Below are 24,932 nucleotides of genomic sequence, written 5' to 3'. Positions count from 1 at the left end.
CCGTACGGCACGCCCGTACGGCGTTCGCACGTCGTTCGCACGTCGTCCCAAGGAGACCCACGCACGATGTCCCGCTTCTACCGCCAGCCCGAGTGGCAGCAACCGGCGGACCGGCACACACAGCTGATCGACCCGGTCCTCACCGTCCGGCAGCTGTCCCGCTTCGACTTCAACCTCAAGTGGTTCCTCCGCATCGACCACGCGCTCGTCTTCTCCACCCCGGACGGCACCTACGAGCCGTACCTGCCGCCGCGGCGCCCCACGCGTCCGGAGGTCGTGGCCAGGCGGTACACCGCCGTGTACGAGGTGGACATGGGCGTGCACCCGTACACCGCCGACCTCACTCTGCCCAGCAACAACGACGCGTTCGAGTTCACGGCCCAGATCGAGCTGGCCTGGCAGGTCCTCGACCCGGCCCGGTTCGTGGCCGGCGGGCACCGGGACGTGCCGGGGATGCTGCTCGGTGAACTCCAGCAGGCGGCCCGGCCGGTGACCCGCCGCTTCGCCATCGCCGACAGCGCGGCGGCCGAGCGGGAACTGCTGCAGGCCGTCACCGTGCTCGGGCCGCTCGGCGCGCCCGCGGGGCTCCAGGTCACCTGGACGCTGCGGCTCAAGCGCGACCAGGCGAACATCGAGCACCAGCAGCGGCTGCAGGCCATCGAGCACTCCGCCGCCGAGCAGGTGCACGCGGCCCAGCGGGGCATGGAGGTCGACGTCGAGGTGGACCGCCGGCTGCGGCAGCAGGACTCCCTGCAGGTCGACCGGGCGCTGGCGTACGGCACCCAGCAGCACGAACTGCTCCTGCGACAGCAGGAGTGGCAGCACGCGCAGGCCATGCTGCGGGGGCAGCAGGAGCTGGAGCTGCAGCAGCTCGAGGCGAAGAAGATCGAGTTCTACCAGTGGCACCTCCAGCAGGGCGGCGTGCACGCCTGGGCGCTCCACCTCGCCCAGCATCCGGAGGACTCCCAGCTCGTCATGTCCAGCATGCGCGAGGACCAACTCCGGATGATCCAGGCCCAGATGGACCTGGTGAAACAGCTGCTGAGCGGCGACACCGCGGAGAACTACGAGCTGGAGGGCCCCAAGCAACTGGCCCTGCGCACCGTCAGCGACATCCTCAACCAACGCCTCCCCGGCGTCCCCTCGACCCCGCCCCAACTCCCCACCCCACCCGGCCCGGCCTATCCGACGGCACCTCAACCGACACCCCCGGCAGAGCCCTTGCCCATGGGGCCCGATCAGAACGGCGCCGACGGCATCGGAGCCACACCAGCCGGACCGCCTGCGGGAACTGCCGCAAGCTATGGCACCGCTGGTGCCGTTCCGCAGCAGCAGCCGTACAGCGTCGGCGGCGCGTACGGAGGCGGCACCACGTACGCCCACCCGCCGGTGCCCTCGACCGCGCCCACGCCGCCGATGCCCGCGAGCGCGCCCACGCCGCCGCCCCCCGCCGCTCCGCCGGGACTCGCGCTCCCCGGCTGGCAGGCGCCGCTCCCGCCGAACGTCCCTCCGCCCCCGTCCTGGCAGCCCCCGCCGGGCTACGGCACCACGCCAACCCTGCCCGACCAGCACGCCGGCCCGGCGGCAGCCACCGAACCCGCCTCCGTCCCGACCGTGCCCGACCAGCGAAACCCGGCGGCACCCTCCGAACCCACCGGCAAGAAGGCCGGCGACGGCGGCGCGGCCGACGGCGACCAGGGGAACGCCCCATGACGGCCATCGACCCCGCGCCCACCCCCCTCAACGCCGGTCCCCCCGCCGCCCCCGACACACGTGCCCAGCTCTGCGAGCAGCTCCTTCGCGAATTGCGCGGCGAGATCGCGCGGGCCGACAGCAAGGCCGCCGTACTGGTTGCCGCGCTCGGTCTGAGCGCGGGGGTCATCAGCGGGCTGCTCGCCGGGCGGGACTGGAGTCCGGCCGAGCTGTCCGGGACCGGCACGGTGCTGTGGTGGGCGGGGACCGCCTCGCTGGCGTTCTCGCTGTTCGCGCTGCTGCTCGCCGTACTCCCCCGCTACCGCCCGGGGACCTGGTCCCCGGGCCAGCCACTGTCGTACTTCGGCGACATCCACCAGGCCGTCCGGCAGGGGCACCTGGAAGCCGCGCTCGCCGATACGGAGACCCATCGCACGGCCGGTCTGATCAGGGCCCTGGGCGAGACGAGCCGGATCGCCGCGCGCAAGCACCAGTGGATCCGCGCCGGCCTCGTCGCCTTCTGCACCGGCACGGTCCTGCTGCCCGCGTCCCTGTTCCTCGGCTGACCACACCCGCTCGTGAAGGAACGAACCACCGATGACCCATCCCGCCCACCCTCAGCAGCCACCCCAGTACCCCGGGCAGCCGCCTCAGTACCCCCAGCAGTCCCCGCACCCTCCCCAGCAGCCGCCGCAGTACCCCCAGCAGCCTCCCGCCTACCCGCAGTCCCCCCAGCCCCCGACCGCACCGCCGTACCCGCACAGCGGCACGGTCCCGCCGCCGTACCCGCAGCCGCCGCAGGCACCGTCGGCGCCGCCCACCGCGCCCCTCTCCCCCGACGACCCGGCGCACCCCCACCACATCAGCACCGACGCCCGTCGCGTGCACATCTCCAAGGACCAGCGCCGCACCGACGCCACCGCCGTCGGCAACCTGCTCCTCCATCTGCCGAACTTCCTGTGCAGCCTCTTCGTCGTCGGCCTGGTCTCCGCCTTCTTCGGCGCCCTCGGCTTCGTGGTGGTCCTGGCCTGGCTCGCCAGCGGCGCACTCGTCTTCTACCGGCCGGCCGAAAGCGCCCTCGCGCGCCATTTGCTCCGTCTGCGCTACCCCACGCCGCCAGAACGCGCCAAACTCGAACCGGTGTGGCGCGAGGTCACCGCCCGGGCGGGCATCGAGGGCCGCAACTACGAGCTGTGGGTCGAGGACAGCGACGGCCTGAACGCGGTCGCCGCGGCCGGGCACATCGTCGGCGTCACCAGCTTCGCCATGAACCAGCTCCCCAACGGCGAGCTGGCCGCCGTCATGGCCCACGAGCTGGGCCACCACGTCGGCGGTCACGCCTGGTCCGGACTGCTCGGCTACTGGTACGCGCTCCCCGGCCGGATCGCCTGGCGGGTCCTGAGAAGCGTCGCCCGCGTCGCGTACAAGGTCTCGCGCGCCTTCGGCTGCTTCGGTATCGGCTTCGTCGTCCTGACCGTCGGCGGCTTCACCCTGGCGACCGTCAGCTCGCTCTACGGCCTGCCCCTGCTGATCCTGGGCGTCCCGTACGCGCTCGCCGCCGTCGGCCGCCGCGCCGAGCTGCGCGCCGACGAGCACGCGGCGGCGCTCGGTTTCGCGCCGATGCTCGCTGCCGTACTCCACAAACTGCACCAGCAGGAGCAGTACCAGCAGGCCGCGCTCACCGCTCAGAACGGCGGGGTGCCCGTCACGGAGAGCGCCCTGACGAAGCTGCTCTCCTCCCACCCGGACTACTACACCCGGCTGCACCACCTGCAGCCGTACCTCCCGCAGCAGCAGCCGCACTGAGCCGTGCGGACACGCCGAAGGGCGGCCACCCCCCAACGGGAGTGGCCGCCCTTCATGCAGCTCGCTTACTGGTTGTACGGACCGTAGTCGTAGTCCTCCAGCGGAACGGCCTGGCCGGAGCCCGTGCCGAACGGCGAGTAGTCGATGTCGTCGTAGCCGACGGCCGAGTACATCGCGGCCTTGGCCTCCTCGGTCGGCTCGACCCGGATGTTGCGGTAGCGGGACAGACCCGTACCGGCCGGGATGAGCTTACCGATGATGACGTTCTCCTTGAGGCCGATGAGGCTGTCGGACTTGGCGTTGATCGCCGCATCCGTCAGGACTCGGGTCGTCTCCTGGAAGGAGGCGGCCGACAGCCAGGACTCCGTCGCCAGCGAGGCCTTGGTGATACCCATCAGCTGCGGACGACCGGAGGCGGGGTGACCGCCCTCCTGGACCACACGACGGTTCTCGGTCTCGAACTTCGAGCGCTCGACCAGCTCGCCGGGCAGCAGCTCGGCGTCGCCCGACTCGATGATCGTCACGCGGCGGAGCATCTGCCGGATGATGATCTCGATGTGCTTGTCGTGGATCGACACACCCTGCGAGTTGTAGACCTTCTGGACCTCGCCGACCAGGTGGACCTGGACGGCACGCTGACCCAGGATGCGCAGCACGTCGTGCGGGTTGGTGGCACCCACGGTGAGCTGCTGGCCCACCTCGACGTGGTCGCCCTCGCGGACCAGGACCTTGGCACGCTTCGAGATCGGGAACGCCGTCTCGTCGCTGCCGTCGTCCGGGGTGACGACGATCTTCTTGGTCTTCTCGGTCTCCTCGATCCGGATGCGGCCGTTGGCCTCGGAGATCGGGGCGACACCCTTCGGCGTGCGGGCTTCGAAGAGCTCGACGACACGGGGCAGACCCTGGGTGATGTCGTCACCGGCCACACCACCGGTGTGGAAGGTACGCATCGTCAGCTGGGTACCGGGCTCACCGATGGACTGGGCGGCGATGATGCCGACCGCCTCACCGATGTCGACCAGCTTGCCGGTGGCCAGCGAACGGCCGTAGCACATCGCGCAGGTACCGACGGCGGACTCGCAGGTCAGGACCGAGCGGGTCTTGACCTCCTCGATGCCGCGGCCCACGAGCTCCTCGATGAGGACGTCGCCCAGGTCGGTACCGGCCGGGGCCAGGACCTGACCGTCGACCACGATGTCCTCGGCGAGGCAGCGCGCGTACACGGACGTCTCGACGTTGCCCGTCTTGCGCAGGACACCGTCCTCGCCGCGCTCGGCGATCGCCAGCTTGAGGCCGCGCTCGGTGCCGCAGTCCTCCTCGCGGATGATGACGTCCTGGGAGACGTCGACCAGACGACGGGTGAGGTAACCCGAGTCGGCGGTACGCAGAGCGGTGTCCGCCAGACCCTTACGGGCACCGTGGGTGGAGATGAAGTACTCCAGCACGGACAGGCCCTCACGGAACGAGGCCTTGATCGGACGCGGGATGGTCTCGTTCTTCGCGTTCGACACCAGACCACGCATACCGGCGATCTGCCGCATCTGCATCATGTTTCCTCGGGCACCCGAGTCAACCATCATGAAGATGGGGTTCGTCTTGGGGAAGTTCTCGTTCATCGCCTCGGCAACCTCGTTGGTCGCCTTGGTCCAGATCGCGATGAGCTCCTGAGTGCGCTCTTCCTTGGTGATCAGACCGCGCTCGTACTGCTTCTGGACCTTCTCGTCCTGCGCCTCGTAGCCGCGGACGATCTCCTTCTTCGCCTCGGGAACGACGACGTCGGAGATGGCCACGGTGACACCGGAACGGGTCGCCCAGTAGAAGCCGGCCGCCTTCAGGTTGTCGAGCGTCGCCGCCACGATGACCTTGGGGTAGCGCTCGGCCAGGTCGTTGACGATCTCGGAGAGCTGCTTCTTGCCCACCGAGTAGTCGACGAACGGGTAGTCCTCGGGCAGCAGCTCGTTGAAGAGCGCGCGGCCCAGGGTCGTGCGCAGGCGGAACGAGTCACCCTGCTGCCACTCGGGCTCGCCCTCCTCGCGCGCCGGCGGGGTCCAGCCGCGCGGCGGGATGGTGCCCACCGGGAAGCGGATGTCGATCGACGACTGCAGCGCGAGCTCGCCGGCGTCGAACGCCATGATCGCCTCGGCCGTGGAGCCGAACGCGCGGCCCTCGCCCTTGACGTCACGCAGCTCGCCGTCGGTGGTGAGGAAGAACAGACCGAGGACCATGTCCTGGGTCGGCATCGTCACCGGACGGCCGTCGGCCGGCTTGAGGATGTTGTTCGAGGACAGCATCAGGATGCGGGCCTCGGCCTGCGCCTCCGCGGACAGCGGCAGGTGCACGGCCATCTGGTCACCGTCGAAGTCCGCGTTGAACGCGGTGCAGACGAGCGGGTGGATCTGGATGGCCTTGCCCTCGACCAGCTGCGGCTCGAAGGCCTGGATGCCGAGGCGGTGCAGGGTGGGCGCACGGTTCAGCAGCACCGGGTGCTCGGCGATGACCTCTTCGAGGACGTCGTACACCACGGTGCGACCGCGCTCGACCATGCGCTTGGCCGACTTGATGTTCTGCGCGTGGTTCAGGTCGACCAGGCGCTTCATCACGAACGGCTTGAACAGCTCCAGCGCCATCGCCTTCGGCAGACCGCACTGGTGCAGCTTCAGCTGCGGACCGACGACGATCACGGAACGCGCGGAGTAGTCCACACGCTTACCGAGCAGGTTCTGACGGAATCGACCCTGCTTACCCTTCAGCATGTCGCTGAGGGACTTCAGCGGGCGGTTGCCGGGGCCCGTGACCGGGCGACCACGACGGCCGTTGTCGAAGAGCGCGTCGACGGCCTCCTGGAGCATGCGCTTCTCGTTGTTCACGATGATCTCGGGCGCACCGAGGTCGAGAAGGCGCTTCAGGCGGTTGTTGCGGTTGATCACACGGCGGTACAGGTCGTTCAGGTCGGAGGTCGCGAAGCGGCCACCGTCCAGCTGCACCATCGGACGCAGGTCCGGCGGGATGACCGGGACGCAGTCCAGGACCATGCCCTTGGGGCTGTTGGACGTCTGCAGGAACGCGGAGACGACCTTCAGGCGCTTGAGGGCGCGGGTCTTCTTCTGGCCCTTGCCGGTGCGGATGATCTCGCGGAGGCGCTCGGCCTCCTCCTCGAGGTCGAAGGACTCCAGGCGCTTCTGCAGCGCCGCGGCACCCATCGAGCCGTCGAAGTACGTGCCGAAGCGGTCACGCAGCTCGCGGTAGAGCAGCTCGTCGCCCTCGAGGTCCTGGACCTTGAGGTTCTTGAAGCGGTTCCACACCTCGTCGAGGCGGTCGATCTCGCGCTGCGCACGGTCGCGCAGCTGCTTCATCTCGCGCTCGGCACCCTCGCGCACCTTGCGGCGCACGTCGGCCTTGGCACCCTCGGCCTCGAGCTCGGCCAGGTCGGTCTCGAGCTTCTTGGCGCGGGCCTCCAGGTCGGCGTCGCGACGGTTCTCGATCTGCTGGCGCTCCACGGAGACGTGCGCCTCCAGAGAGGGCAGGTCGCGCGTGCGGCGCTCCTCGTCGACGTACGTGATCATGTACGCCGCGAAGTAGATGACCTTCTCCAGGTCCTTCGGGGCGAGGTCGAGCAGGTAGCCCAGCCGCGACGGAACACCCTTGAAGTACCAGATGTGCGTGACGGGAGCGGCCAGCTCGATGTGGCCCATCCGCTCACGACGAACCTTCGCGCGCGTGACCTCGACGCCACAGCGCTCGCAGATGATGCCCTTGAAGCGGACGCGCTTGTACTTACCGCAGTAGCACTCCCAGTCCCGGGTCGGACCGAAGATCTTCTCGCAGAAGAGTCCGTCCTTTTCGGGCTTGAGGGTGCGGTAGTTGATGGTCTCGGGCTTCTTGACCTCGCCGTGGCTCCACTGACGGATGTCGTCAGCGGTGGCCAGGCCGATCCGGAGCTCGTCGAAGAAGTTGACGTCGAGCACTATGCGTCAATCCCTCTCAGGGTCGAAAGTCTTTGGTCTGAAACGGGGGCCTGGGGGTCGGCGGGGCCCTGTGGGTGAGGGCCCCGCCGGACTCCCGTCAGACCTCTTCGACGCTGCTCGGCTCGCGCCGGGACAGGTCGATGCCGAGCTCCTCCGCAGCGCGGAAGACGTCCTCGTCGGTGTCACGCATCTCGATGGACATACCGTCGCTGGACAGCACCTCCACGTTCAGGCAGAGCGACTGCATCTCCTTGATGAGCACCTTGAAGGACTCGGGGATGCCGGGCTCGGGGATGTTCTCGCCCTTGACGATGGCCTCGTAGACCTTCACGCGGCCGGTGACGTCGTCGGACTTGATGGTCAGCAGCTCCTGGAGGGCGTACGCGGCGCCGTAGGCCTCGAGGGCCCACACCTCCATCTCGCCGAAGCGCTGGCCACCGAACTGGGCCTTACCACCCAGCGGCTGCTGGGTGATCATCGAGTACGGGCCGGTCGAACGGGCGTGCAGCTTGTCGTCGACCAGGTGGTGCAGCTTCAGGATGTACATGTAGCCGACCGAGATCGGGTCCGGGAACGGCTCACCGGAGCGGCCGTCGAACAGCCGCGCCTTGCCGGACGGGAGCACCATGCGCTCGCCGTCGCGGTTCGGGATGGTGTGCTGCAGCAGACCCGCCAGCTCGTCCTCGCGGGCACCGTCGAAGACCGGGGTCGCGACGTTGGTGCGCGGGGCGACCTGGTCGGCGCCGATGGCCTGCAGGCGCTGGGCCCACTCGTCCGCGAGGCCGGAGACGTCCCAGCCGCGGCTGGCGAGCCAGCCGAGGTGGATCTCCAGGACCTGTCCCGGGTTCATTCGGGACGGCACACCCAGCGGGTTGAGGATGATGTCGACCGGGGTGCCGTCCTCCAGGAACGGCATGTCCTCGATCGGCAGGATCTTGGAGATGACACCCTTGTTGCCGTGACGGCCGGCGAGCTTGTCACCGTCGGTGATCTTGCGCTTCTGCGCGACGTAGACGCGGACCAGCTGGTTCACGCCCGGCGGCAGCTCGTCGCCCTCCTCGCGGTCGAAGACGCGCACGCCGATGACCTTGCCGGTCTCGCCGTGCGGCACCTTCAGCGAGGTGTCACGGACCTCACGGGCCTTCTCACCGAAGATCGCGCGCAGCAGGCGCTCCTCGGGGGTCAGCTCGGTCTCACCCTTCGGGGTGACCTTGCCGACGAGGATGTCACCGGCGATGACCTCGGCACCGATGCGGATGATGCCGCGCTCGTCGAGGTCGGCGAGGACCTCCTCGGAGACGTTCGGGATGTCCCGGGTGATCTCCTCGGGGCCGAGCTTGGTGTCACGGGCGTCGACCTCGTGCTCCTCGATGTGGATCGAGGAGAGGACGTCGTCCTGCACGAGGCGCTGCGACAGGATGATCGCGTCCTCGTAGTTGTGACCCTCCCACGGCATGAACGCCACGAGCAGGTTCTTGCCGAGGGCCATCTCACCGTTCTGGGTGGCCGGACCGTCGGCGAGGACCTGGCCCTCGATGATGCGGTCGCCCTCGTTGACGATGACCTTCTGGTTGACCGAGGTGCCCTGGTTGGAGCGGGCGAACTTGGCCAGGCGGTACGTGATGTACGTGCCGTCGTCGTTGGCCGTGGTGATGTAGTCCGCGGAGACCTCCTGGACCACACCCGCCTTCTCGGCCTTGACCACGTCGCCGGCGTCGACGGCGGAGCGGTACTCCATGCCGGTGCCGACGAGCGGGGACTCGGACTTAATCAGCGGCACGGCCTGACGCATCATGTTCGCGCCCATGAGGGCACGGTTGGCGTCGTCGTGCTCGAGGAACGGGATCATGGCGGTCGCGACCGACACCATCTGGCGCGGCGAGACGTCCATGTAGTCGACGTCCTCGGGGCTGACGTAGTCGACCTCACCGCCACGGCGGCGGACCAGGACACGCGCCTCGGCGAACCGGAGTTCGTCGTTCAGCGTGGCGTTGGCCTGCGCGATGACGAAGCGGTCCTCCTCGTCGGCGGTCAGGTAGTCGACCTCGTCGGTGACCTGGCCGTCGTTCACCTTGCGGTACGGGGTCTCGACGAAACCGAACGCGTTGACCCGGCCGTAGGAGGCGAGCGAGCCGATCAGACCGATGTTCGGGCCTTCAGGGGTCTCGATCGGGCACATGCGGCCGTAGTGCGAGGGGTGCACGTCACGGACCTCGAAGCCGGCCCGCTCACGGGAGAGACCACCCGGGCCAAGCGCCGACAGACGGCGCTTGTGGGTGAGACCCGACAGCGGGTTGTTCTGGTCCATGAACTGGGACAGCTGGCTGGTGCCGAAGAACTCCTTGATGGAGGCGACGACCGGCCGGATGTTGATCAGGGTCTGCGGCGTGATCGCCTCGACGTCCTGAGTGGTCATGCGCTCGCGCACGACACGCTCCATACGGGCGAGACCCGTACGGACCTGGTTCTGGATCAGCTCGCCGACGCTGCGCAGACGACGGTTGCCGAAGTGGTCGATGTCGTCCGTCTCGACAACGATCGTGTCGCCGTTGTCACCGGTGGTCTCGGTCTCGCCGGCGTGCAGCTGCACCAGGTACTTGATCGTCGAGATGATGTCCTCGACGGTCAGGATGCCCGCGTCGAGCGGAGCGTCCGCACCCAGCTTCTTGTTGACCTTGTAGCGGCCGACCTTCGCGAGGTCGTAACGCTTCGGGTTGAAGTAGAGGTTCTCCAGCAGCGTCTGCGCGGCCTCACGCGTGGGGGGCTCGCCCGGACGCAGCTTGCGGTAGATGTCGAGCAGCGCGTCGTCCTGGCCCTGGGTGTGGTCCTTCTCCAGGGTGGCGCGCATCGACTCGTAGTCGCCGAACTCCTCGAGGATCTGCTCGGTCGTCCAGCCGAGCGCCTTGAGCAGCACGGTGACCGACTGCTTGCGCTTGCGGTCGATACGGACACCGACCATGTCGCGCTTGTCGATCTCCATCTCCAGCCAGGCACCCCGGGACGGGATGATCTTGGCGGAGAAGATGTCCTTGTCGGACGTCTTGTCGATGCTGGAGTCGAAGTAGACACCGGGGGAACGGACCAGCTGAGACACCACGACACGCTCGGTGCCGTTGATGACGAAGGTGCCCTTGTTCGTCATGAGCGGGAAGTCGCCCATGAAGACCGTCTGGGACTTGATCTCGCCGGTCTCGTTGTTGGTGAACTCAGCCGTGACGAAGAGCGGGGCGGCGTACGTGAAGTCGCGCTCCTTGCACTCGTCGATGGAGTTCTTCGGCGGCTCGAAGCGGTGGTCCCGGAACGTCAGGGACATCGACCCGGAGAAGTCCTCGATCGGGGAGATCTCCTCGAAGATCTCCTCCAGACCGGACTTGGTGGGGACGTCCTGACCGTTCTCAAGAGCCTCCTCGACCCGACTCTGCCAGGCGATGTTGCCGAGCAGCCAGTCGAAGCTCTCGGTCTGCAGCGCGAGCAGGTTGGGAACCTCGAGGGGCTCCTTGATCTTTGCAAAGGAGATGCGCAGCGGGGCGGTGCTGGCGCCGTTGTTCGTATTCGCGTTCGAGGCAGTGCGCGAGGCGGCCAAGAGGGGGTCCTTCCGAGGGCTCGGACTCACTACGCGCGTACCGGTCCCTCTCCCATACACAGAGACAGAAACCCCAGGTCAGGGGAGCTTTTGTCATCGATGCTCGAGTGAGGGCAGACCCCTGGTGACGGGCAGGGGACAGCTAACAGGCAGCGCAAAGGGTCAGTGTAGCCACTTGGCACACTGATGTCCAGTGCGGGTTTTGCGAGACCCTCGTTGTTCTCAACGCCTTCGGCCTGCCTGCCCTCAACGCACGTTGATACTGCCCTCTTCGTCGTCGATCCATGCCTCGGATTCGGATCCTTGTGACGACGCGTCCTGAGAATTGCGCGCTGCGTGCGGTTCGTCAAGGCCCCCCAGCCCGAACGGGGCCTCCGGAGACACAACGAAGATCACCATACCCCTCACCGACGCGAGTGCAAGGCAACCGTGGTCAGGCCCCCGAACATGCCGAAGAGCGACCACCCGGATGGATGATCGCTCTTCGGTGCGTCCGCGTTACAGCCCTACGGGGCTGTAGTCAGCGTGCAGTGAGGTTCGAGGAACCCCGGAAGGTCTTACTTGACCTCGACGGAGGCGCCGGCGCCCTTGAGGGCCTCGGCGGCCTTGTCGGCGGCTTCCTTGTTGACCTTCTCGAGAACCGGCTTCGGGGTGCCGTCGACCAGGTCCTTGGCCTCCTTCAGGCCCAGGGAGGTGAGCTCGCGCACGACCTTGATGACCTGGATCTTCTTCTCGCCGGCGCCGGTGAGGATGACGTCGAACTCGTCCTTCTCCTCCTCGGCCTCGGCGGCCGGGGCGCCCGGGCCGGCCATCATGACCGGAGCGGCGGCGGCGGCGGTGACGTCGAACTTCTCCTCGAACGCCTTCACGAACTCGGAGAGCTGGATGAGGGTCATCGACTCGAACTCGGCGAGCAGTTCGTCCTGGGTGAGAGCCATGATGGCTTTCCTTCCACTAAATCGGCTGGTGCCGGATGTACATGACTGGCGGGCGTACGTTGGCCCGCTACGACCGCTGCCTCAGGCGGCGGTCATGATGCGAGCCGAATTACTCGGCACCGCCCTGCTCGGCCTGCTTGGCGCGAAGCGCGTCCACGGTGCGGACGAGCTTCGACGGGAGCGCCTGGAAGAGCGAGGCAGCCTGGGACTGCTTGCCCTTCATGGCGCCCGCCAGCTTGGCGAGCAGAACCTCGCGGGACTCGAGGTCCGCAAGCTTCTTGATCTCATCGGCGGTCAGCGCCTTACCTTCAAGGACACCGCCCTTGATGATGAGATTCGGGTTGTCCTTGGCGAAGTCACGGAGACCCTTCGCCGACTCCACCGGGTCACCGGTGACGAAGGCAACAGCCGTCGGGCCAGCGAAAAGCTCGCCCGGCAGCGTGATCCCGGCCTCGTCGGCCGCAATCTTGGTCAGCGTGTTCTTCACCACGGCGTACTGGGCGTTCTCACCGAGCGACCGGCGCAGCGTCTTGAGCTGCGCCACGGTGAGACCGCGGTACTCGGTCAGCACGGCGGCGTTGGAGCTGCGGAACTTGTCCGTCAGCTCCGCAACCGCGGCAGCCTTGTCGGGCCTCGCCATAGAGCCTCGGCCTCCTTCCGGGTGATTCGGACCGCGCGGACCCGAAGGAGGACTGGGGAAAACGAAACGCCCCGGCGCAGGCGCACGGGGCGGACTCGACCGGCTGCACACGCGTCGAGCGCGTATGTTCCGGGAGTTCTTCCACTGACACCTGCGCGGGTCGTCCACTTTGCAGCGGATCCTTCGGCCACCGCACCCTCACTAGAGCGCACGGCAACGACCAGCGGTCTTTGGCTTCTGCAAGAGAGTACGGGACCCGGTCGCCGTCAAGCAAATCGGGCCCTGACCGGGGCGTACGACGCTCAGTGGGCCTTCTTCGCACGCTCGGGAACGACCACGGTGTCCCCGGCCGGGGGCTTCGCCACGCCCACCGGCTTGTCGTAGCCGCGGAAGGTGACGGTCAGGTCGAGTTCGCCGTGCCGGCCGAAGCCGCGCACGCGCTGGCGCTTCACGTGGTCCTGACTGTCGATCCACACGTCCAGGGTCAGCTCGTCGACGCCCATCTGCGCGTACGCGTCCAGGCTCCGCTTCCGCCCGGCGCGGCCGGGGCCCTCCTGGCCCTTCAGCCAGCTCCGCAGGTCGTGGACGGTGACCGTGCCCGTGTAGTGCGTGGTGCGGGCCTTGTCGACGGTCTCGGTGCCGGTACGGCGGATGTCTTCGGCGGCGGTGAGGAAGGCGGCCTCGCGGACGGGGTTCTGCGCGGCCGTGTCGCGCATTCCGCTCATGTCCATCCTCAGGCCGCCGCCGGTGTGGAAGTGGGCGGTGGTGCCGAAGTCGGCCCAGTGCTTGCCCTGGGTCTTCTTGACGACGCCGTGCTCGCTCATGCTCTCGTAGAGGTGGCCGTCGACCAGGCGGAACTCGACGAGCATGCTCGCGTCGGCGCCGTCGAGGTAGCTGATCCTCATTTGGGCGGCGGCGGGTCTGGTGCCGGTCGCGGCCTCGACGGTCAGCCGCTGCCCGGGTACCCGGCCGGTGGTGCGGTAATGCAGCGAGCCGGCGGCCTCGGACCTGCGTACGGCCTTGTCGACGGCCGCCGCCTCCGGCCCGCCGGGAGCCTTCTCGCCGTCGGCCGCCGTCGTGCAGCCGGCCAGGCCTGCGGTGAGGAGGGCGGCCAGGACGGCGAGCGGCACGCGTATGGACGACTTCGACGACAGCGGCGACTTCATGGAAAACCCCCGAGGAGCGCTCAGCCTGCGCGTGGTCGGCGCGCAGCAAGATCGCGAGCGTACCTCAGGGGTTCCCGGAGTTCCCCCGGATTCGGTTCTTGCGGAGTCAGGACATGGTGCCCATGCCGCTGCTGGAGCTGCTGCTGCCCGACGCGGCGCCGCCGGACTTCAGCAGGTCCCCGAAGTCCTTGGTGTCACTGGTCGGCGGCGCCACTGCGGTCACCTTCACGCCGTAGTCGCTGTAGGTGGCGGTGCTGACCATGCGGCCGTTCTTCATGTCGGCCTTCTCGACCTTCTTGACCAGGAGGTTCTGGTCGTTGATCCAGAGGTCCACGTGCTCCGTGGTGATGCCCGCCTTGGTGAGCTGCGCCTTCATGTCCGCCAGCTGGGAGGCGGTGAGGTTGTGGTTCGTCCGGTCGGCCAGGTCGGCGATGTTCACCGTGCCCGCGTAGTGCGTGGTGTGCTGGCCGGCAACGGTCTCCTCGCCGGCCTTCTTCACGTCGCCGGAGGCCAGCAGCATCTTCACCGACTGGTTCGGCGAGGAGTTCTGCATCTGGTCCTTCACGTAGGCACCAGAGCCGCCGCCGAGCTTGGCGAGGTCGTCGTAGCCGTACCGGAGCCAGTGCTTGCCCCCCATGCGCTGGGCGAACTTGTCGCTCATCTTCACGTAGTAGGCGTCCGGCAGGTAGCGCGCCTGCATCGACGCGGAGCCGGCCTTGCGCATGGCCTCGCCCATCTGGCCGCCGGTGTACGTCATGGTGAGGCTGCCCTTGAGGCCGTGGCCCCAGGTGAGGGCGCCGGAGGCGTCCATCGTCATCATCGTGCCGATGGAGGTGGTGCCCTGGACCTTCGCCGAGTCGGCGTTCTGGGTGGACTGCTCGGCGGAGCGCAGGGCGGCGATGGGGTCGACGTGGATCGGAGTCCCGCCGGCGGCCTTGTCGCCCTTGTCACCCTTGCCTGAGTCGGAACCGCCGCAGGCGGCCACTCCGGTCAGCGCGGCCACCATGGCGATGGAAAGGGCCGTCCGGCGCACGGTCGTGCTCTTCATTTCTCGTCCCACCCCTAATGCGAGTCCTGTGCCTGCACGGTAACCCAGGCCTCTGACAGTCGTACGTCAAAAAGAAGGACGGGCCCCGCACCTCGAAGGTTGCAGGGCCCGCCCTCTACTTACGCGTCCGTGACGCGGCTACCGGGTGAGCGCGGGGCTCAGACGGCGGCCGGGTCCTCCTCGACGAGGAGGTTGCGGGTGCGGTTCGGGTCGACCGGGATGCCGGGGCCCATCGTGGTGGTGATGGCGGCCTTCTTGATGTAGCGACCCTTGGCGGCGGACGGCTTCAGACGGAGGATCTCCTCCAGCGCGGCGCCGTAGTTCTCCACCAGCTTGGCGTCGTCGAAGGACGCCTTGCCGATGATGAAGTGCAGGTTCGAGTGCTTGTCGACGCGGAACTCGATCTTGCCGCCCTTGATCTCGGTCACGGCCTTGGCGGTGTCCGGGGTCACGGTGCCGGTCTTCGGGTTCGGCATCAGACCACGCGGGCCGAGGACGCGGCCGAGGCGGCCGACCTTGCCCATGAGGTCCGGGGTGGCGACGACGGCGTCGAAGTCCAGACGGCCCTTCGCCACCTCGTCGATCAGCTCGTCGGCACCGACGATGTCGGCGCCCGCGGCACGCGCGGCCTCGGCACGGTCACCGGTCGCGAAGACCAGGACCCGGGCGGTCTTACCGGTGCCGTGCGGAAGGTTCACGGTGCCACGGACCATCTGGTCGGCCTTGCGCGGGTCGACACCCAGGCGGAAGGCGACCTCGACGGTGCCGTCGAACTTGGTCGTGGAGGTCTCCTTGGCGAGACGGACGGCCTCGAGCGGGGCGTACAGCTTCTCCCGGTCGACCTTGGCGTCCGCAGCGCGGAGAGCCTTGCTGCGCTTGCTCACAACTTGCTCCTGTGTGTTCTGAAAGGAGTCGTGGTCCACGGGCCGAGCAGGCCCTGCCACGTGCGACCGGCTACGGCCGCATGACTGCTGGGGGGTGAGGTCAGCCCTCGACCGTGATGCCCATGGAACGGGCGGTGCCGGCGATGATCTTCGACGCGGCGTCCAGGTCGTTGGCGTTCAGGTCGGGCATCTTGGTCTGGGCGATCTCGCGGACCTGCGCCTCGGTGATCTTGGCGACCTTGGTCTTGTGCGGCTCGCCGGAGCCCTTCTCGACACCAGCGGCCTTGAGGATCATCTTCGCGGCCGGCGGCGTCTTGGTGACGAAGGTGAAGGAACGGTCCTCGTAGACCGTGATCTCCACCGGGATCACCCAGCCACGCTGCGACTCGGTCGCGGCGTTGTACGCCTTGCAGAACTCCATGATGTTCACGCCGTGCTGACCCAGCGCGGGGCCGACCGGCGGGGCCGGGTTCGCCGCACCGGCGTTGATCTGGAGCTTGATGAGCCCCGTGACCTTCTTCTTCTTGGGAGGCATTACTCTCCGGGTCCTTTCATTCGGGTCCTATGCCCGCTTCCGGGACCACCCGGACACAGGCATACCGCACAACGATAACGGGTATGGATGTGCGGCCAAAAACCGAGCAGGTCAGACAGGCTGTAACAGCCCGTCTGACCTGGCCGGTGGCTTAAGTCGCCGAAGGCGTCAGTTCTTCTGGATCTGGTCGAAGGACAGCTCGACCGGCGTCTCGCGGCCGAAGATCTCGACCAGGCCCTTGACCTTCTTCGAGTCGGGGTTGATCTCGTTGATGGTCGCCTGCAGCGTGGCGAACGGGCCGTCCGTGACGGTGACCGAGTCGCCGACCTCGAAGTCGAGCACCTGGACCTCGACCTTGCGCTGCGGGGCGGGCTTGCCCTCGGCCTCGGCGGCCTCGCGGGCGGCCTTCTCCTCGGCCTCCGGGGCGAGCATCTTGACGATCTCGTCCAGGGTCAGCGGGTACGGGTCGTAGGCGTTGCCGACGAAGCCGGTGACGCCCGGGGTGTTGCGGACGACGCCCCAGGACTCGTTGGTCAGGTCCATGCGGACCAGGACGTAACCCGGCAGCTTGTTCTGCTTGATCGTCTTGCGGTCGCCGTTCTTGATCTGGACGACCTCTTCCTGCGGCACCTCGGCCTGGAAGATGTAGTCCTCGACGTTCAGCGAGACGGCGCGCTGCTCCAGGTTGGTCTTCACGCGGTTCTCGTAACCGGCGTAGGTGTGGATGACATACCACTCGCCGGGGAGGGTGCGCAGTTCCTCGCGCAGGGCCTGGACCGGGTCGACCGGCGCGGCCTCCTCCTCAGCCTCGGCGACTTCCTCGACCTCGGCTGCTTCGTCGGCCTCGGCTGCTTCCTCGGCCTCGGCGACAGGGGCCTCTTCGGCGTCCTCGTCCTCAACGTGCAGAGCGGCTTCCTCGGCCGCCTCCCCCGCCTCGGCCTCGGCAGCCTCGAACTCGTCCGTCTCGTCCGCGCCCTCGACGATGTCGAGCTCGTCATCCACCGACTTTTCCGGCTCGATGGCGTCGTTCAGGTTCGGGTCAGACACGATGGCTGCTTCTTCCTGGATACATAGGGGTGGAACATGCGAAAACGGGCGCCGGTACCACGGCGCCCTTCGCTCTTGGCTCAGCCGAAGACGTACTTGGCCGCGTGGTTGAGCCCATAGTCAATCACGGTCACCAGACCGATCATGATCGCAACGAAGAAGATCACCACGGTGGTGTACGACGTCATCTGATTGCGCGTCGGCCAGACGACCTTGCGGAGTTCCGCGATGACCTGGCGGTAGAAGATGCCGAGGCGCTTCAGCGGGCCCTTCTTGGCGCGCTTACCGCCCTTGCGGGCCTTCTTCTTGGACTCCTGCACCTCGTCCTGCGCATCAGGCGTGTCGATGGAGCCCACGGCGTCCGTCATTCTTCCTCACCTGATCCCGGGTCGTGGCCGTGCCGCGCCCGGTTCTGGAGCCGCACGGCGGTGCATTGCTGTACGTACATGCGCACACATCCTGGCGGTGTGTGTAGCAGGGCCGGAGGGACTTGAACCCCCAACCGCCGGTTTTGGAGACCGGTGCTCTACCAATTGAGCTACGACCCTTTGTGTGTCCCCCAACGTACCGCATCCGGCCGGATGCTCGGAGTGCACCGGTTTCGGCTGCGGCTGCTGAAGGCCAACGAGGTGAGAGTGTACGTGGTCCGCGGCCCGGCGTCGAACAGAAAGTGCCTGTCCGAAGTCGCCGGGCCGAAGATCGTCCTGGCCGGGGGCCGGATTCGGATTCCTGTTCACGCCCCAACCCCTGCTCTTCGGTCTGCCGCCTTCTCAGCCGTGAACGGCCGAGCAGCACGCTCGGCTGATCACACCTCGTCGCGCTCCGCACCACCGCCGGCTGCGGCGTCGAGGTCGCATCCCCCCTGATGGGCACGGGACCGACGGCCAGGCCCCACACCGGAAAACCCGGTTACGCGGGCCTGCTCGGCGCCGACCACAACCGTGTGACCCGGGCGAGCGGGGTTCGTGCCTCCAAGGGCTCCCGGACCGGCTGCATCGGCCAACAAGTGAAACGGGCGTGCCGTGGGGGTTTCCGGTCTGAAACGATGGGCCCCATGAGCGCTGCAACCCCTCCCACCGAGCGCCGGGTCTCCGCCCGAATCGGCGCGATCTCCGAGTCCGCCACCCTCGCCGTGGACGCCAAGGCCAAGGCCCTCAAGGCCGCCGGGCGTCCGGTGATCGGCTTCGGCGCCGGAGAGCCCGACTTCCCCACCCCGGACTACATCGTCGAGGCGGCCGTCGAGGCCTGCAAGAACCCCAAGTACCACCGCTACACCCCGGCCGGCGGCCTGCCCGAGCTGAAGGCCGCGATCGCCGCGAAGACGCTGCGCGACTCCGGCTGGGAGCCCGATGTCTCCCAGATCCTGGTCACCAACGGCGGCAAGCAGGCGATCTACGAGGCGTTCGCCGCGATCCTCGACCCGGGCGACGAGGTCATCGTCCCGGCTCCGTACTGGACGACGTACCCGGAGTCGATCCGCCTGGCCGGCGGTGTCCCGGTCGAGGTCGTCGCGGACGAGACGACCGGCTACCGCGTCACCGTGGAGCAGCTGGAGGCGGCGCGCACGGAGAAGACCAAGGTCGTCCTCTTCGTCTCCCCGTCCAACCCGACCGGCGCGGTGTACTCCGAGGCCGAGACCGAGGCGATCGGCCGCTGGGCCGTCGAGCACGGCCTGTGGGTCCTCACGGACGAGATCTACGAGCACCTGGTCTACGGCGACGCCACGGCCGTCTCCCTGCCGGCGCTGCTGCCCGAGCTGCGCGAGAAGTGCATCGTGGTCAACGGTGTGGCGAAGACGTACGCCATGACCGGCTGGCGCGTGGGCTGGGTCATCGGCCCGAAGGACGTCGTCAAGGCCGCGACGAACCTCCAGTCGCACGCCACCTCGAACGTCTCCAACGTGGCCCAGGTGGCCGCCCTGGCCGCCGTCTCCGGCGACCTGGAGGCCGTGGCGAAGATGCGCGAGGCCTTCGACCGCCGCCGCAAGACGATCGTGCGGATGCTCAACGAGATCGACGGCGTGCTCTGCCCGGAGCCCGAGGGCGCGTTCTACGCGTACCCGTCGGTCAAGGCCCTGCTGGGCAAGGAGATCCGCGGCAAGCGCCCGCAGAACACGGTCGAGCTGGCCGCGCTGATCCTGGAGGAGGCCGAGGTCGCGGTCGTCCCGGGCGAGGCTTTCGGCACGCCGGGCTACCTGCGGCTGTCGTACGCGCTCGGTGACGAGGACCTCGTCGAGGGCGTGAGCCGGGTGCAGAAGCTGCTGGCGGAGGCGCGGGACTGACGTCCGCCGCTCTGCCGGAGGGCCGCCTGCGAACGTTTGCAGGCGGCCCTCTGCTCTTCGCAGGTGGCCCTCGTTCGTCCGTGCGAGCAAGACCACGTTCAGGGAAACCGCTACCGGGAATTCAGGGACGTACGGCAGGATCCTGGGATGGAGCGTGTACGTGATCTCTCTGAGCTGCCGAAAGCCCATCTGCACCTGCACTTCACCGGCTCGATGCGGCCGAAGACCGTGCTGGAACTGGCCGACAAGTACGGCGTGCGCCTGCCCGAGGCGCTGACGGACGCGCTGACCAGCGGTGAGCCGCCGAAGCTGCGGGCCACGGACGAGCGGGGCTGGTTCCGCTTCCAGCGGCTGTACGACGCGGCGCGCTCCTGCCTCAGAGAGCCGGAGGACATCCAGCGGCTGGTCCGGGAGGCCGCCGAGGAGGACCTGCGGGACGGCTCGGGCTGGCTGGAGATCCAGGTGGACCCGACGTCGTACGCGCCCCGGCTGGGCGGTCTGATCCCGGCGCTGGAGATCATCCTGGACGCGGTCGACACGACCTCCCGGGAGACCGGCCTCGGCATGCGCGTCCTGGTCGCCGCCAACCGTATGAAGCACCCCCTGGACGCGCGCACGCTGGCCCGGCTGGCGGTGCGGTACGCGGACCGGGGCGTGGTCGGCTTCGGCCTCTCGAACGACGAGCGGCGCGGCATGGCCCGGGACTTCGACCGCGCCTTCTCGATCGCCCGCGAAGGCGGCCTCCTCTCGGCCCCGCACGGCGGCGAGCTGACCGGCCCGGCGTCGGTCCGGGACTGCCTCGACGACCTGCACGCCTCGCGGATCGGGCACGGGGTACGCGCGGCGGAGGACCCGCGCCTGCTCAAGCGGCTGGCCGACAGGGGCGTGACCTGCGAGGTGTGCCCGGCGTCGAACGTGGCGCTCGGCGTCTACGAGAAGCCGGAGGACGTCCCCCTGCGCACCCTCTTCGAGGCAGGCGTCCCCCTGGCCCTGGGCGCCGACGACCCCCTCCTCTTCGGCTCCCGCCTGACGGCCCAGTACGAGCTCGCCCGCCACTCCCACAACTTCACGGACCCAGAACTCGCAGAACTGGCCCGCCAGTCGGTCCGCGCCTCCGCGGCCCCCGAGGACGCCAAGGAGCGACTGCTGACCGGCATCGACGACTGGCTGACCCGGTCACCGGCCGGCTGAGGGCCCCGGTCATCCGACGACAGGGCCTAAGGCGGGCGGGGTCTTGTCGCTACACCAGGCCGGTCAGCAGGGCTCGGGTGAGGCGGGTGGCGAAGTCGTCCAGTGGGGGGCGTTCGCCGGTTTCGGTTGCCTCGTAGGCGAAGGCTCGTTGGGAGCAGGCGCCGAGGAGGAGGGAGGCGGCGGCGAAGGTGTCGGCGTCGGCGCGGATCCGGCCGGCGTCGCGTTCGGCGCGCAGGTAGGCGTCCAGCGCCTCGATCGGCTTGTGCGGGCCGGAGCCGAGCTTGCGCAGCGCATCGTCGTGCCGCCGCTTGAGCTGCTTCTCGGCGAACAGGGACGCGGCGATCGGAAAGCTCTGCTCGTAGAACAGGGCCGCCTGGCGGGCTATCTCGGTGAGGTTCTCCTCCAGCGTGCCCTGGCCCGGCTCGGCCGCGAGGCTGCTCAGCAGGGGCTTGAGCGGGGGCAGGCGCTCCATGAGCACTTGGACGAACAGGTCTTCCTTGCCGCCGAAGTACTTGTAGAGCGCCGCTTCGGAGCACCCGGCGGCCTTCGCGATCTCCTTGGTGGTGGCGCGGGCCAGTCCGACGGTGAGCATCAGCTCGTATGCGGCATCGAGGATGCGGACGCGGGCCGGCTTCGTCTCCATGAGGGCGTCCAATCGGCTTGACGAGTGGGTGAGTGCTTACCCACTCTAGAGGAGGCAGGGGTGAGTAAATACTCACCCACCTCTCGGGAACAGGAACGTCGCCATGAAGCTCACCGTTTTCGGCGCCACCGGAGGAATCGGCAAGGAGGTCGTCCGCCAGGCCCTGGACGCCGGCCACGAGGTCACGGCGGTCGTCCGGGACCCCGCCCGGCTCACCGTCGTCGGCGACCGCCTGGACGTCGTCCGCGCCGACCTCAGCGACCCGGAGCCGCTGCGGGCCGCCGTCCGCGGCCGGCACGCGGTCCTGTCGGGCCTCGGCGCGCGCAGCCGCAAGGACGCCGGGATCGCCACCCGGCTGACCCGCACGGTCCTGCGCGCCATGGAGGCCGAGGGCGTACGGCGGCTGCTGGTGGTCAGCGCCGCCCCGATCGGCCCGACGGCCGCGGACGACAGCCTGCTGGACCGCGCGATGAAGGGCGTGGTCTCGGCGCTCCTCAAGGGCGTCTACGACGACCTGCGCGAGATGGAGGCGGAACTGTCCCGCAGCAGCACCGACTGGACGTCCGTACGCCCGCCACGCCTCCAGGACAAGCCACTCACCGGCCGCTACCGCACGGTGGTCGGCGGCTTCCCGCGCAACGGCCGCTTCATCGCCCGCGCGGACGTCGCCCACGCGATGCTGTCGATGATCGACGACGAGGGGACGGTGAAGCAGGGGGTCGGGGTGGCCGACTGAGCCCCTGCGGAGCGCCGCGGGAGCGCTGAGGCAGGACTACACGCTCACGCCCACCGTCACCGGCTCGTTGACCAGGGTGACCCCGAAGGCCTCCCGGACTCCGGCGACGACCTCGCGGGCCAGGGCCAGCAGGTCCTCGGTCGTGGCGGCGCCCCGGTTGGTGAGGGCGAGCGTGTGCTTGGTGGAGATTCGGGCGGGCCCGGTGCCGTACCCCTTGGTGAAGCCGGCCTTGTCGATCAGCCAGGCCGCGGAGGTCTTCGTACGGCCCTCCCCCGCCGGGTACGCGGGCGGCTCCACGCCGTCGCCCAGCCGCTCCCGCACGCGCACGTGGAACACGGCGAACTGCTCGTCGGTGAGGATCGGGTTCGTGAAGAACGACCCGGCCGACCAGGTGTCGTGGTCCTCCGGGTCGAGGACCATGCCCTTGCCGGCACGCAGCTTCAGCACGGTCTCGCGCGCGGCGGCCAGCGGCACCCGCTCGCCCGGCTCCACGCCGAGCGCCCGCGCCGTCTCGGCGTACCGCAGCGGCGCCGACAGCCCGTCCGCGTCCTCCAGCTCGAAGCGGACGCGCAGCACGACGTAGCGCTCGGGGTCGGCTTTGAAGCGGCTGTGGCGGTACGAGAAGGCGCACTCCTCGTTCGTCAGCGTGACGGTCTCGCCCGCGCGCCGGTCGTACGCGATCACCTCGGTGATGGTGGAGGAGACCTCCTGGCCGTAGGCGCCCACGTTCTGGATCGGCGTGGCTCCCGCGGAGCCCGGGATCCCGGCCAGGCACTCGATCCCGGCGAGCCCGGCCTCGACCGTGCGGGCGACGGCGTCCGTCCACACCTCGCCGGCCGCCAGCTCCACCGTCGTCCCGCGCAGCTCGACACCGCGCGTGGCGATGCGCAGGGCGGTGCCGTCGAAGCCCTTGTCGCCGATGACCAGGTTGGACCCGCCGCCGATGACCAGCAGCGGGGTACCGCTGTCGTCGGCCTCACGGACGGCGGCGATCACCTCGGCGTCGGTCGAGGCGGTGACCAGCCGCGCCGCGGGACCGCCCAGCCGGAAGGTGGTCAGCGGGGCAAGGGGGGCGTCGTGGAGTACCTGCACGGGCCCAAGACTACGAGACGGCTCTGACAGCCCCGGCCCTGGCGCCCTCGGGGGCTGCGGGAGTGCGCCCACGCGCGCGTACGGCCCCGATCGTGAAGACGGGGCCGTACGCGCGCGTGGCGTTCGCAATGCTCGGACTCGGTCCCGAGGTCCCTCTCAGCGGCCGACGGCCGCCTCGGCCGGCTCCCCCGCCACCACGACTCGCGCTGCCGCGCGCCGTGCCGGGATCACCAGGGCCGCCACCGCCGCGAGGGCGACCGTCGCCGAGCCGACGACGAGGGCGGGCCGCAGGCCGTCCACGAAGTCCTGCGCGCTCCGGTAGCCGCCCTGCGCGGAGAAGATCGACGACATCACCGCGATACCGAGCGCCCCGCCGACCTCGCGCAGCGCGTTGTTGGCGCCGGAGGCGATGCCCTGCTCGTGCGGGAGGACGCTGGACATCACCAGGTTGGCCGCCGGGGCGAAGTACAGGGCCATGCCGACGCCGCTGATGATCAGGCCGGGAAGCTGGTCCGCATAGGAGGCGTCCGCGGTGACCACGGCGGCCATGTAGCCGAGGCCGAGCGCCTGCAGGAAGAGCCCGGCGGCGACGACCGGCCGGCCGCCGATGCGGTCGGAGAGGATCCCGGCGACGGGTGCGACCAGCATCGGCATGCCGGTCCACGGCAGCATCCGCAGGCCCGCCTCGGTGGGCGAGTAGCCGAGCACGCCCTGCATGTACTGGCTGAGCAGGAAGATCGAGCCGAACATCCCGAGGAACATCAGCAGGCTCGCTGCGTTGATGCCGGAGAAGGCCCGGGAGCGGAACAGCCGCATCGGCAGCATGGGGTTCTTGTTGTTGATGCCGTGGTGGACGAAGCCGGCGAGCAGCGCGGCGCCCGCGATCAGCCCGGTCAGCACAGGGGCGCCTGTCCAGCCGTCGAAGGGGCCGCGCACCAGCCCGTACACGATGCCGAAGAGGCCGCCGCTGACGAGCAGGGTGCCGGGGATGTCGAGCGGGGCGCCGGTTCCGTGGGACTCGGCCAGGCGGAGACGGGCGAGCGGCAGCAGGGCGAGGCCGAGCGGAACGTTCAGCCAGAAGATCCAGTGCCAGGAGACGTGCTCGGTGAGGCTGCCGCCGATCAGCGGCCCGGAGGCGACCGCGAGCCCGTTGACGGCGCCCCAGATGCCGTACGCCGTCCCCCGCTTGGCCGCGGGCACGGCCGCCGTCAGCAGGGTGAGCGTGAGCGGCATCATCACGGCCGCGCCGACGCCCTGGACCGCGCGGGCGGCGATCAGGGAACCGATGCCGGGTGCCATGGCCGCGGCGGCGGAGGCACCGGTGAAGACGGCGAGTCCGGCGAGGAAGAGCCGCCGGCGTCCGAAGCGGTCACCGAGGGCCGCGCCGAACATCAGCAGGACGGCGAAGGTGAGCGTGTAGGCGCTCACGGTCCACTCCAGGTCGTCCAGCGCGCCGCCGAGGTCCTTGCGGATGGAGGGCAGGGCGGTGGTGACGACGAGATTGTCGAGGGCCGCCATGAATCCGGCGACGCTGGTGATGACGAGGGCCCAGACCGCTCCCCCGCGCATGGTTGTCTGCTCTGACATCTCTTCTGACATCTCTCCCCCAGAGAGCGATCACTGCCGTTGATTAGTTATTGCTGACTAACTTTGACGTTCATGAAAGAGGCGGGACACCGCCTCCG

General features: G+C 68.9%; 19 protein-coding genes and 1 tRNA gene. 6 read left to right on the top strand and 14 right to left on the bottom strand.

The genetic code is table 11. From position 1 onward, the window contains the following. Positions 1-66 precede the first annotated feature (66 nt). The 3 genes from ACWD3E_RS31095 to ACWD3E_RS31085 are packed head-to-tail and all read left to right on the top strand — an operon-like array spanning position 67 to position 3,498. Positions 67-1,713, top strand: coding sequence for a hypothetical protein (locus ACWD3E_RS31095; protein ID WP_451390888.1), 1,647 nt, complete (start codon positions 67-69; stop codon positions 1,711-1,713). Then, entirely contained in the window at positions 1,710-2,258 is a 549-nt protein-coding gene (locus ACWD3E_RS31090) for a Pycsar system effector family protein (RefSeq protein ID WP_451390887.1), read from the top strand. The genes ACWD3E_RS31095 and ACWD3E_RS31090 overlap by 4 nt, the downstream gene beginning before the upstream one ends. Before the next feature lie 31 nt (positions 2,259-2,289). Then, positions 2,290-3,498 (top strand): M48 family metalloprotease, encoded by a 1,209-nt coding sequence (locus ACWD3E_RS31085; protein WP_451390886.1) that lies wholly within the window; start codon positions 2,290-2,292, stop codon positions 3,496-3,498. A gap of 65 nt (positions 3,499-3,563) precedes the next feature. Here the strand turns inward: ACWD3E_RS31085 and ACWD3E_RS31080 are convergent, their stop codons facing one another. The 11 genes from ACWD3E_RS31080 to ACWD3E_RS31030 all read right to left on the bottom strand — a co-directional run bounded on the left by ACWD3E_RS31080 (position 3,564) and on the right by ACWD3E_RS31030 (position 17,852). Next, a complete protein-coding gene (locus ACWD3E_RS31080; protein ID WP_451390885.1) occupies positions 3,564-7,463 on the bottom strand; it encodes a DNA-directed RNA polymerase subunit beta' in 3,900 nt (1,299 codons plus the stop codon). Between the two features lie 97 nt (positions 7,464-7,560). Then, entirely contained in the window at positions 7,561-11,046 is a 3,486-nt protein-coding gene (gene rpoB, locus ACWD3E_RS31075; RefSeq protein ID WP_451390884.1) for a DNA-directed RNA polymerase subunit beta, read from the bottom strand. Between the two features lie 557 nt (positions 11,047-11,603). Continuing rightward, positions 11,604-11,984, bottom strand: coding sequence for a 50S ribosomal protein L7/L12 (gene rplL, locus ACWD3E_RS31070; RefSeq protein WP_451352953.1), 381 nt, complete (start codon positions 11,982-11,984; stop codon positions 11,604-11,606). A 109-nt stretch (positions 11,985-12,093) separates the two neighbouring features. Continuing rightward, complete coding sequence (gene rplJ / locus ACWD3E_RS31065) at positions 12,094-12,624, bottom strand: 50S ribosomal protein L10 (RefSeq protein WP_451390883.1); 531 nt, start codon at positions 12,622-12,624, stop codon at positions 12,094-12,096. 302 nt (positions 12,625-12,926) lie between these two features. After that, positions 12,927-13,790 carry a hypothetical protein gene (locus ACWD3E_RS31060; protein WP_451390882.1) on the bottom strand — a complete coding sequence of 288 codons (864 nt, stop codon included), beginning with the start codon at positions 13,788-13,790 and terminating at the stop codon, positions 12,927-12,929. 106 nt (positions 13,791-13,896) lie between these two features. Further along, the gene (locus ACWD3E_RS31055; RefSeq protein ID WP_451390881.1) at positions 13,897-14,838 is read right to left on the bottom strand and encodes a hypothetical protein; all 942 of its coding nucleotides are present in this window, start codon (positions 14,836-14,838) and stop codon (positions 13,897-13,899) included. A gap of 158 nt (positions 14,839-14,996) precedes the next feature. After that, positions 14,997-15,722 (bottom strand): 50S ribosomal protein L1, encoded by a 726-nt coding sequence (gene rplA, locus ACWD3E_RS31050; RefSeq protein ID WP_023547414.1) that lies wholly within the window; start codon positions 15,720-15,722, stop codon positions 14,997-14,999. Positions 15,723-15,822: 100 nt separating this feature from the next. After that, positions 15,823-16,257 carry a 50S ribosomal protein L11 gene (gene rplK, locus ACWD3E_RS31045; RefSeq protein WP_031167035.1) on the bottom strand — a complete coding sequence of 145 codons (435 nt, stop codon included), beginning with the start codon at positions 16,255-16,257 and terminating at the stop codon, positions 15,823-15,825. Between the two features lie 168 nt (positions 16,258-16,425). After that, positions 16,426-17,304: a transcription termination/antitermination protein NusG gene (gene nusG / locus ACWD3E_RS31040; RefSeq protein ID WP_451390880.1), complete on the bottom strand. Its 879-nt coding sequence runs from the start codon at positions 17,302-17,304 to the stop codon at positions 16,426-16,428. An 80-nt stretch (positions 17,305-17,384) separates the two neighbouring features. Further along, a complete protein-coding gene (gene secE / locus ACWD3E_RS31035) occupies positions 17,385-17,672 on the bottom strand; it encodes a preprotein translocase subunit SecE (protein ID WP_451390879.1) in 288 nt (95 codons plus the stop codon). 107 nt (positions 17,673-17,779) lie between these two features. Next, positions 17,780-17,852: transfer RNA gene (locus tag ACWD3E_RS31030), tRNA-Trp, on the bottom strand. Positions 17,853-18,358: 506 nt separating this feature from the next. On the opposite strand from ACWD3E_RS31030, the gene ACWD3E_RS31025 reads away from it, so the two are divergent. Beyond that, the gene (locus ACWD3E_RS31025; RefSeq protein ID WP_451390878.1) at positions 18,359-19,585 is read left to right on the top strand and encodes a pyridoxal phosphate-dependent aminotransferase; all 1,227 of its coding nucleotides are present in this window, start codon (positions 18,359-18,361) and stop codon (positions 19,583-19,585) included. 147 nt (positions 19,586-19,732) lie between these two features. After that, positions 19,733-20,776, top strand: coding sequence for an adenosine deaminase (locus ACWD3E_RS31020; RefSeq protein WP_451390877.1), 1,044 nt, complete (start codon positions 19,733-19,735; stop codon positions 20,774-20,776). Between the two features lie 49 nt (positions 20,777-20,825). On the opposite strand, the gene ACWD3E_RS31015 is transcribed toward ACWD3E_RS31020, so the two are convergent. Further along, the gene (locus ACWD3E_RS31015; protein ID WP_451390876.1) at positions 20,826-21,419 is read right to left on the bottom strand and encodes a TetR/AcrR family transcriptional regulator; all 594 of its coding nucleotides are present in this window, start codon (positions 21,417-21,419) and stop codon (positions 20,826-20,828) included. Between the two features lie 103 nt (positions 21,420-21,522). Between ACWD3E_RS31015 and ACWD3E_RS31010 the strand changes: the two genes are divergently transcribed. Beyond that, a complete protein-coding gene (locus ACWD3E_RS31010) occupies positions 21,523-22,155 on the top strand; it encodes an NAD(P)-dependent oxidoreductase (protein ID WP_451390875.1) in 633 nt (210 codons plus the stop codon). Positions 22,156-22,191: 36 nt separating this feature from the next. Here the strand turns inward: ACWD3E_RS31010 and ACWD3E_RS31005 are convergent, their stop codons facing one another. Then, the gene (locus ACWD3E_RS31005) at positions 22,192-23,247 is read right to left on the bottom strand and encodes a UDP-N-acetylmuramate dehydrogenase (protein ID WP_451390874.1); all 1,056 of its coding nucleotides are present in this window, start codon (positions 23,245-23,247) and stop codon (positions 22,192-22,194) included. Between the two features lie 156 nt (positions 23,248-23,403). Further along, positions 23,404-24,834 (bottom strand): MFS transporter, encoded by a 1,431-nt coding sequence (locus tag ACWD3E_RS31000; RefSeq protein WP_451390873.1) that lies wholly within the window; start codon positions 24,832-24,834, stop codon positions 23,404-23,406. Between the last annotated feature and the right edge of the window lie 98 nt (positions 24,835-24,932).

The organism is Streptomyces sp. NPDC002676, assembly GCF_053592455.1.
This window is presented reverse-complemented; position numbering and strand designations above follow the sequence as displayed.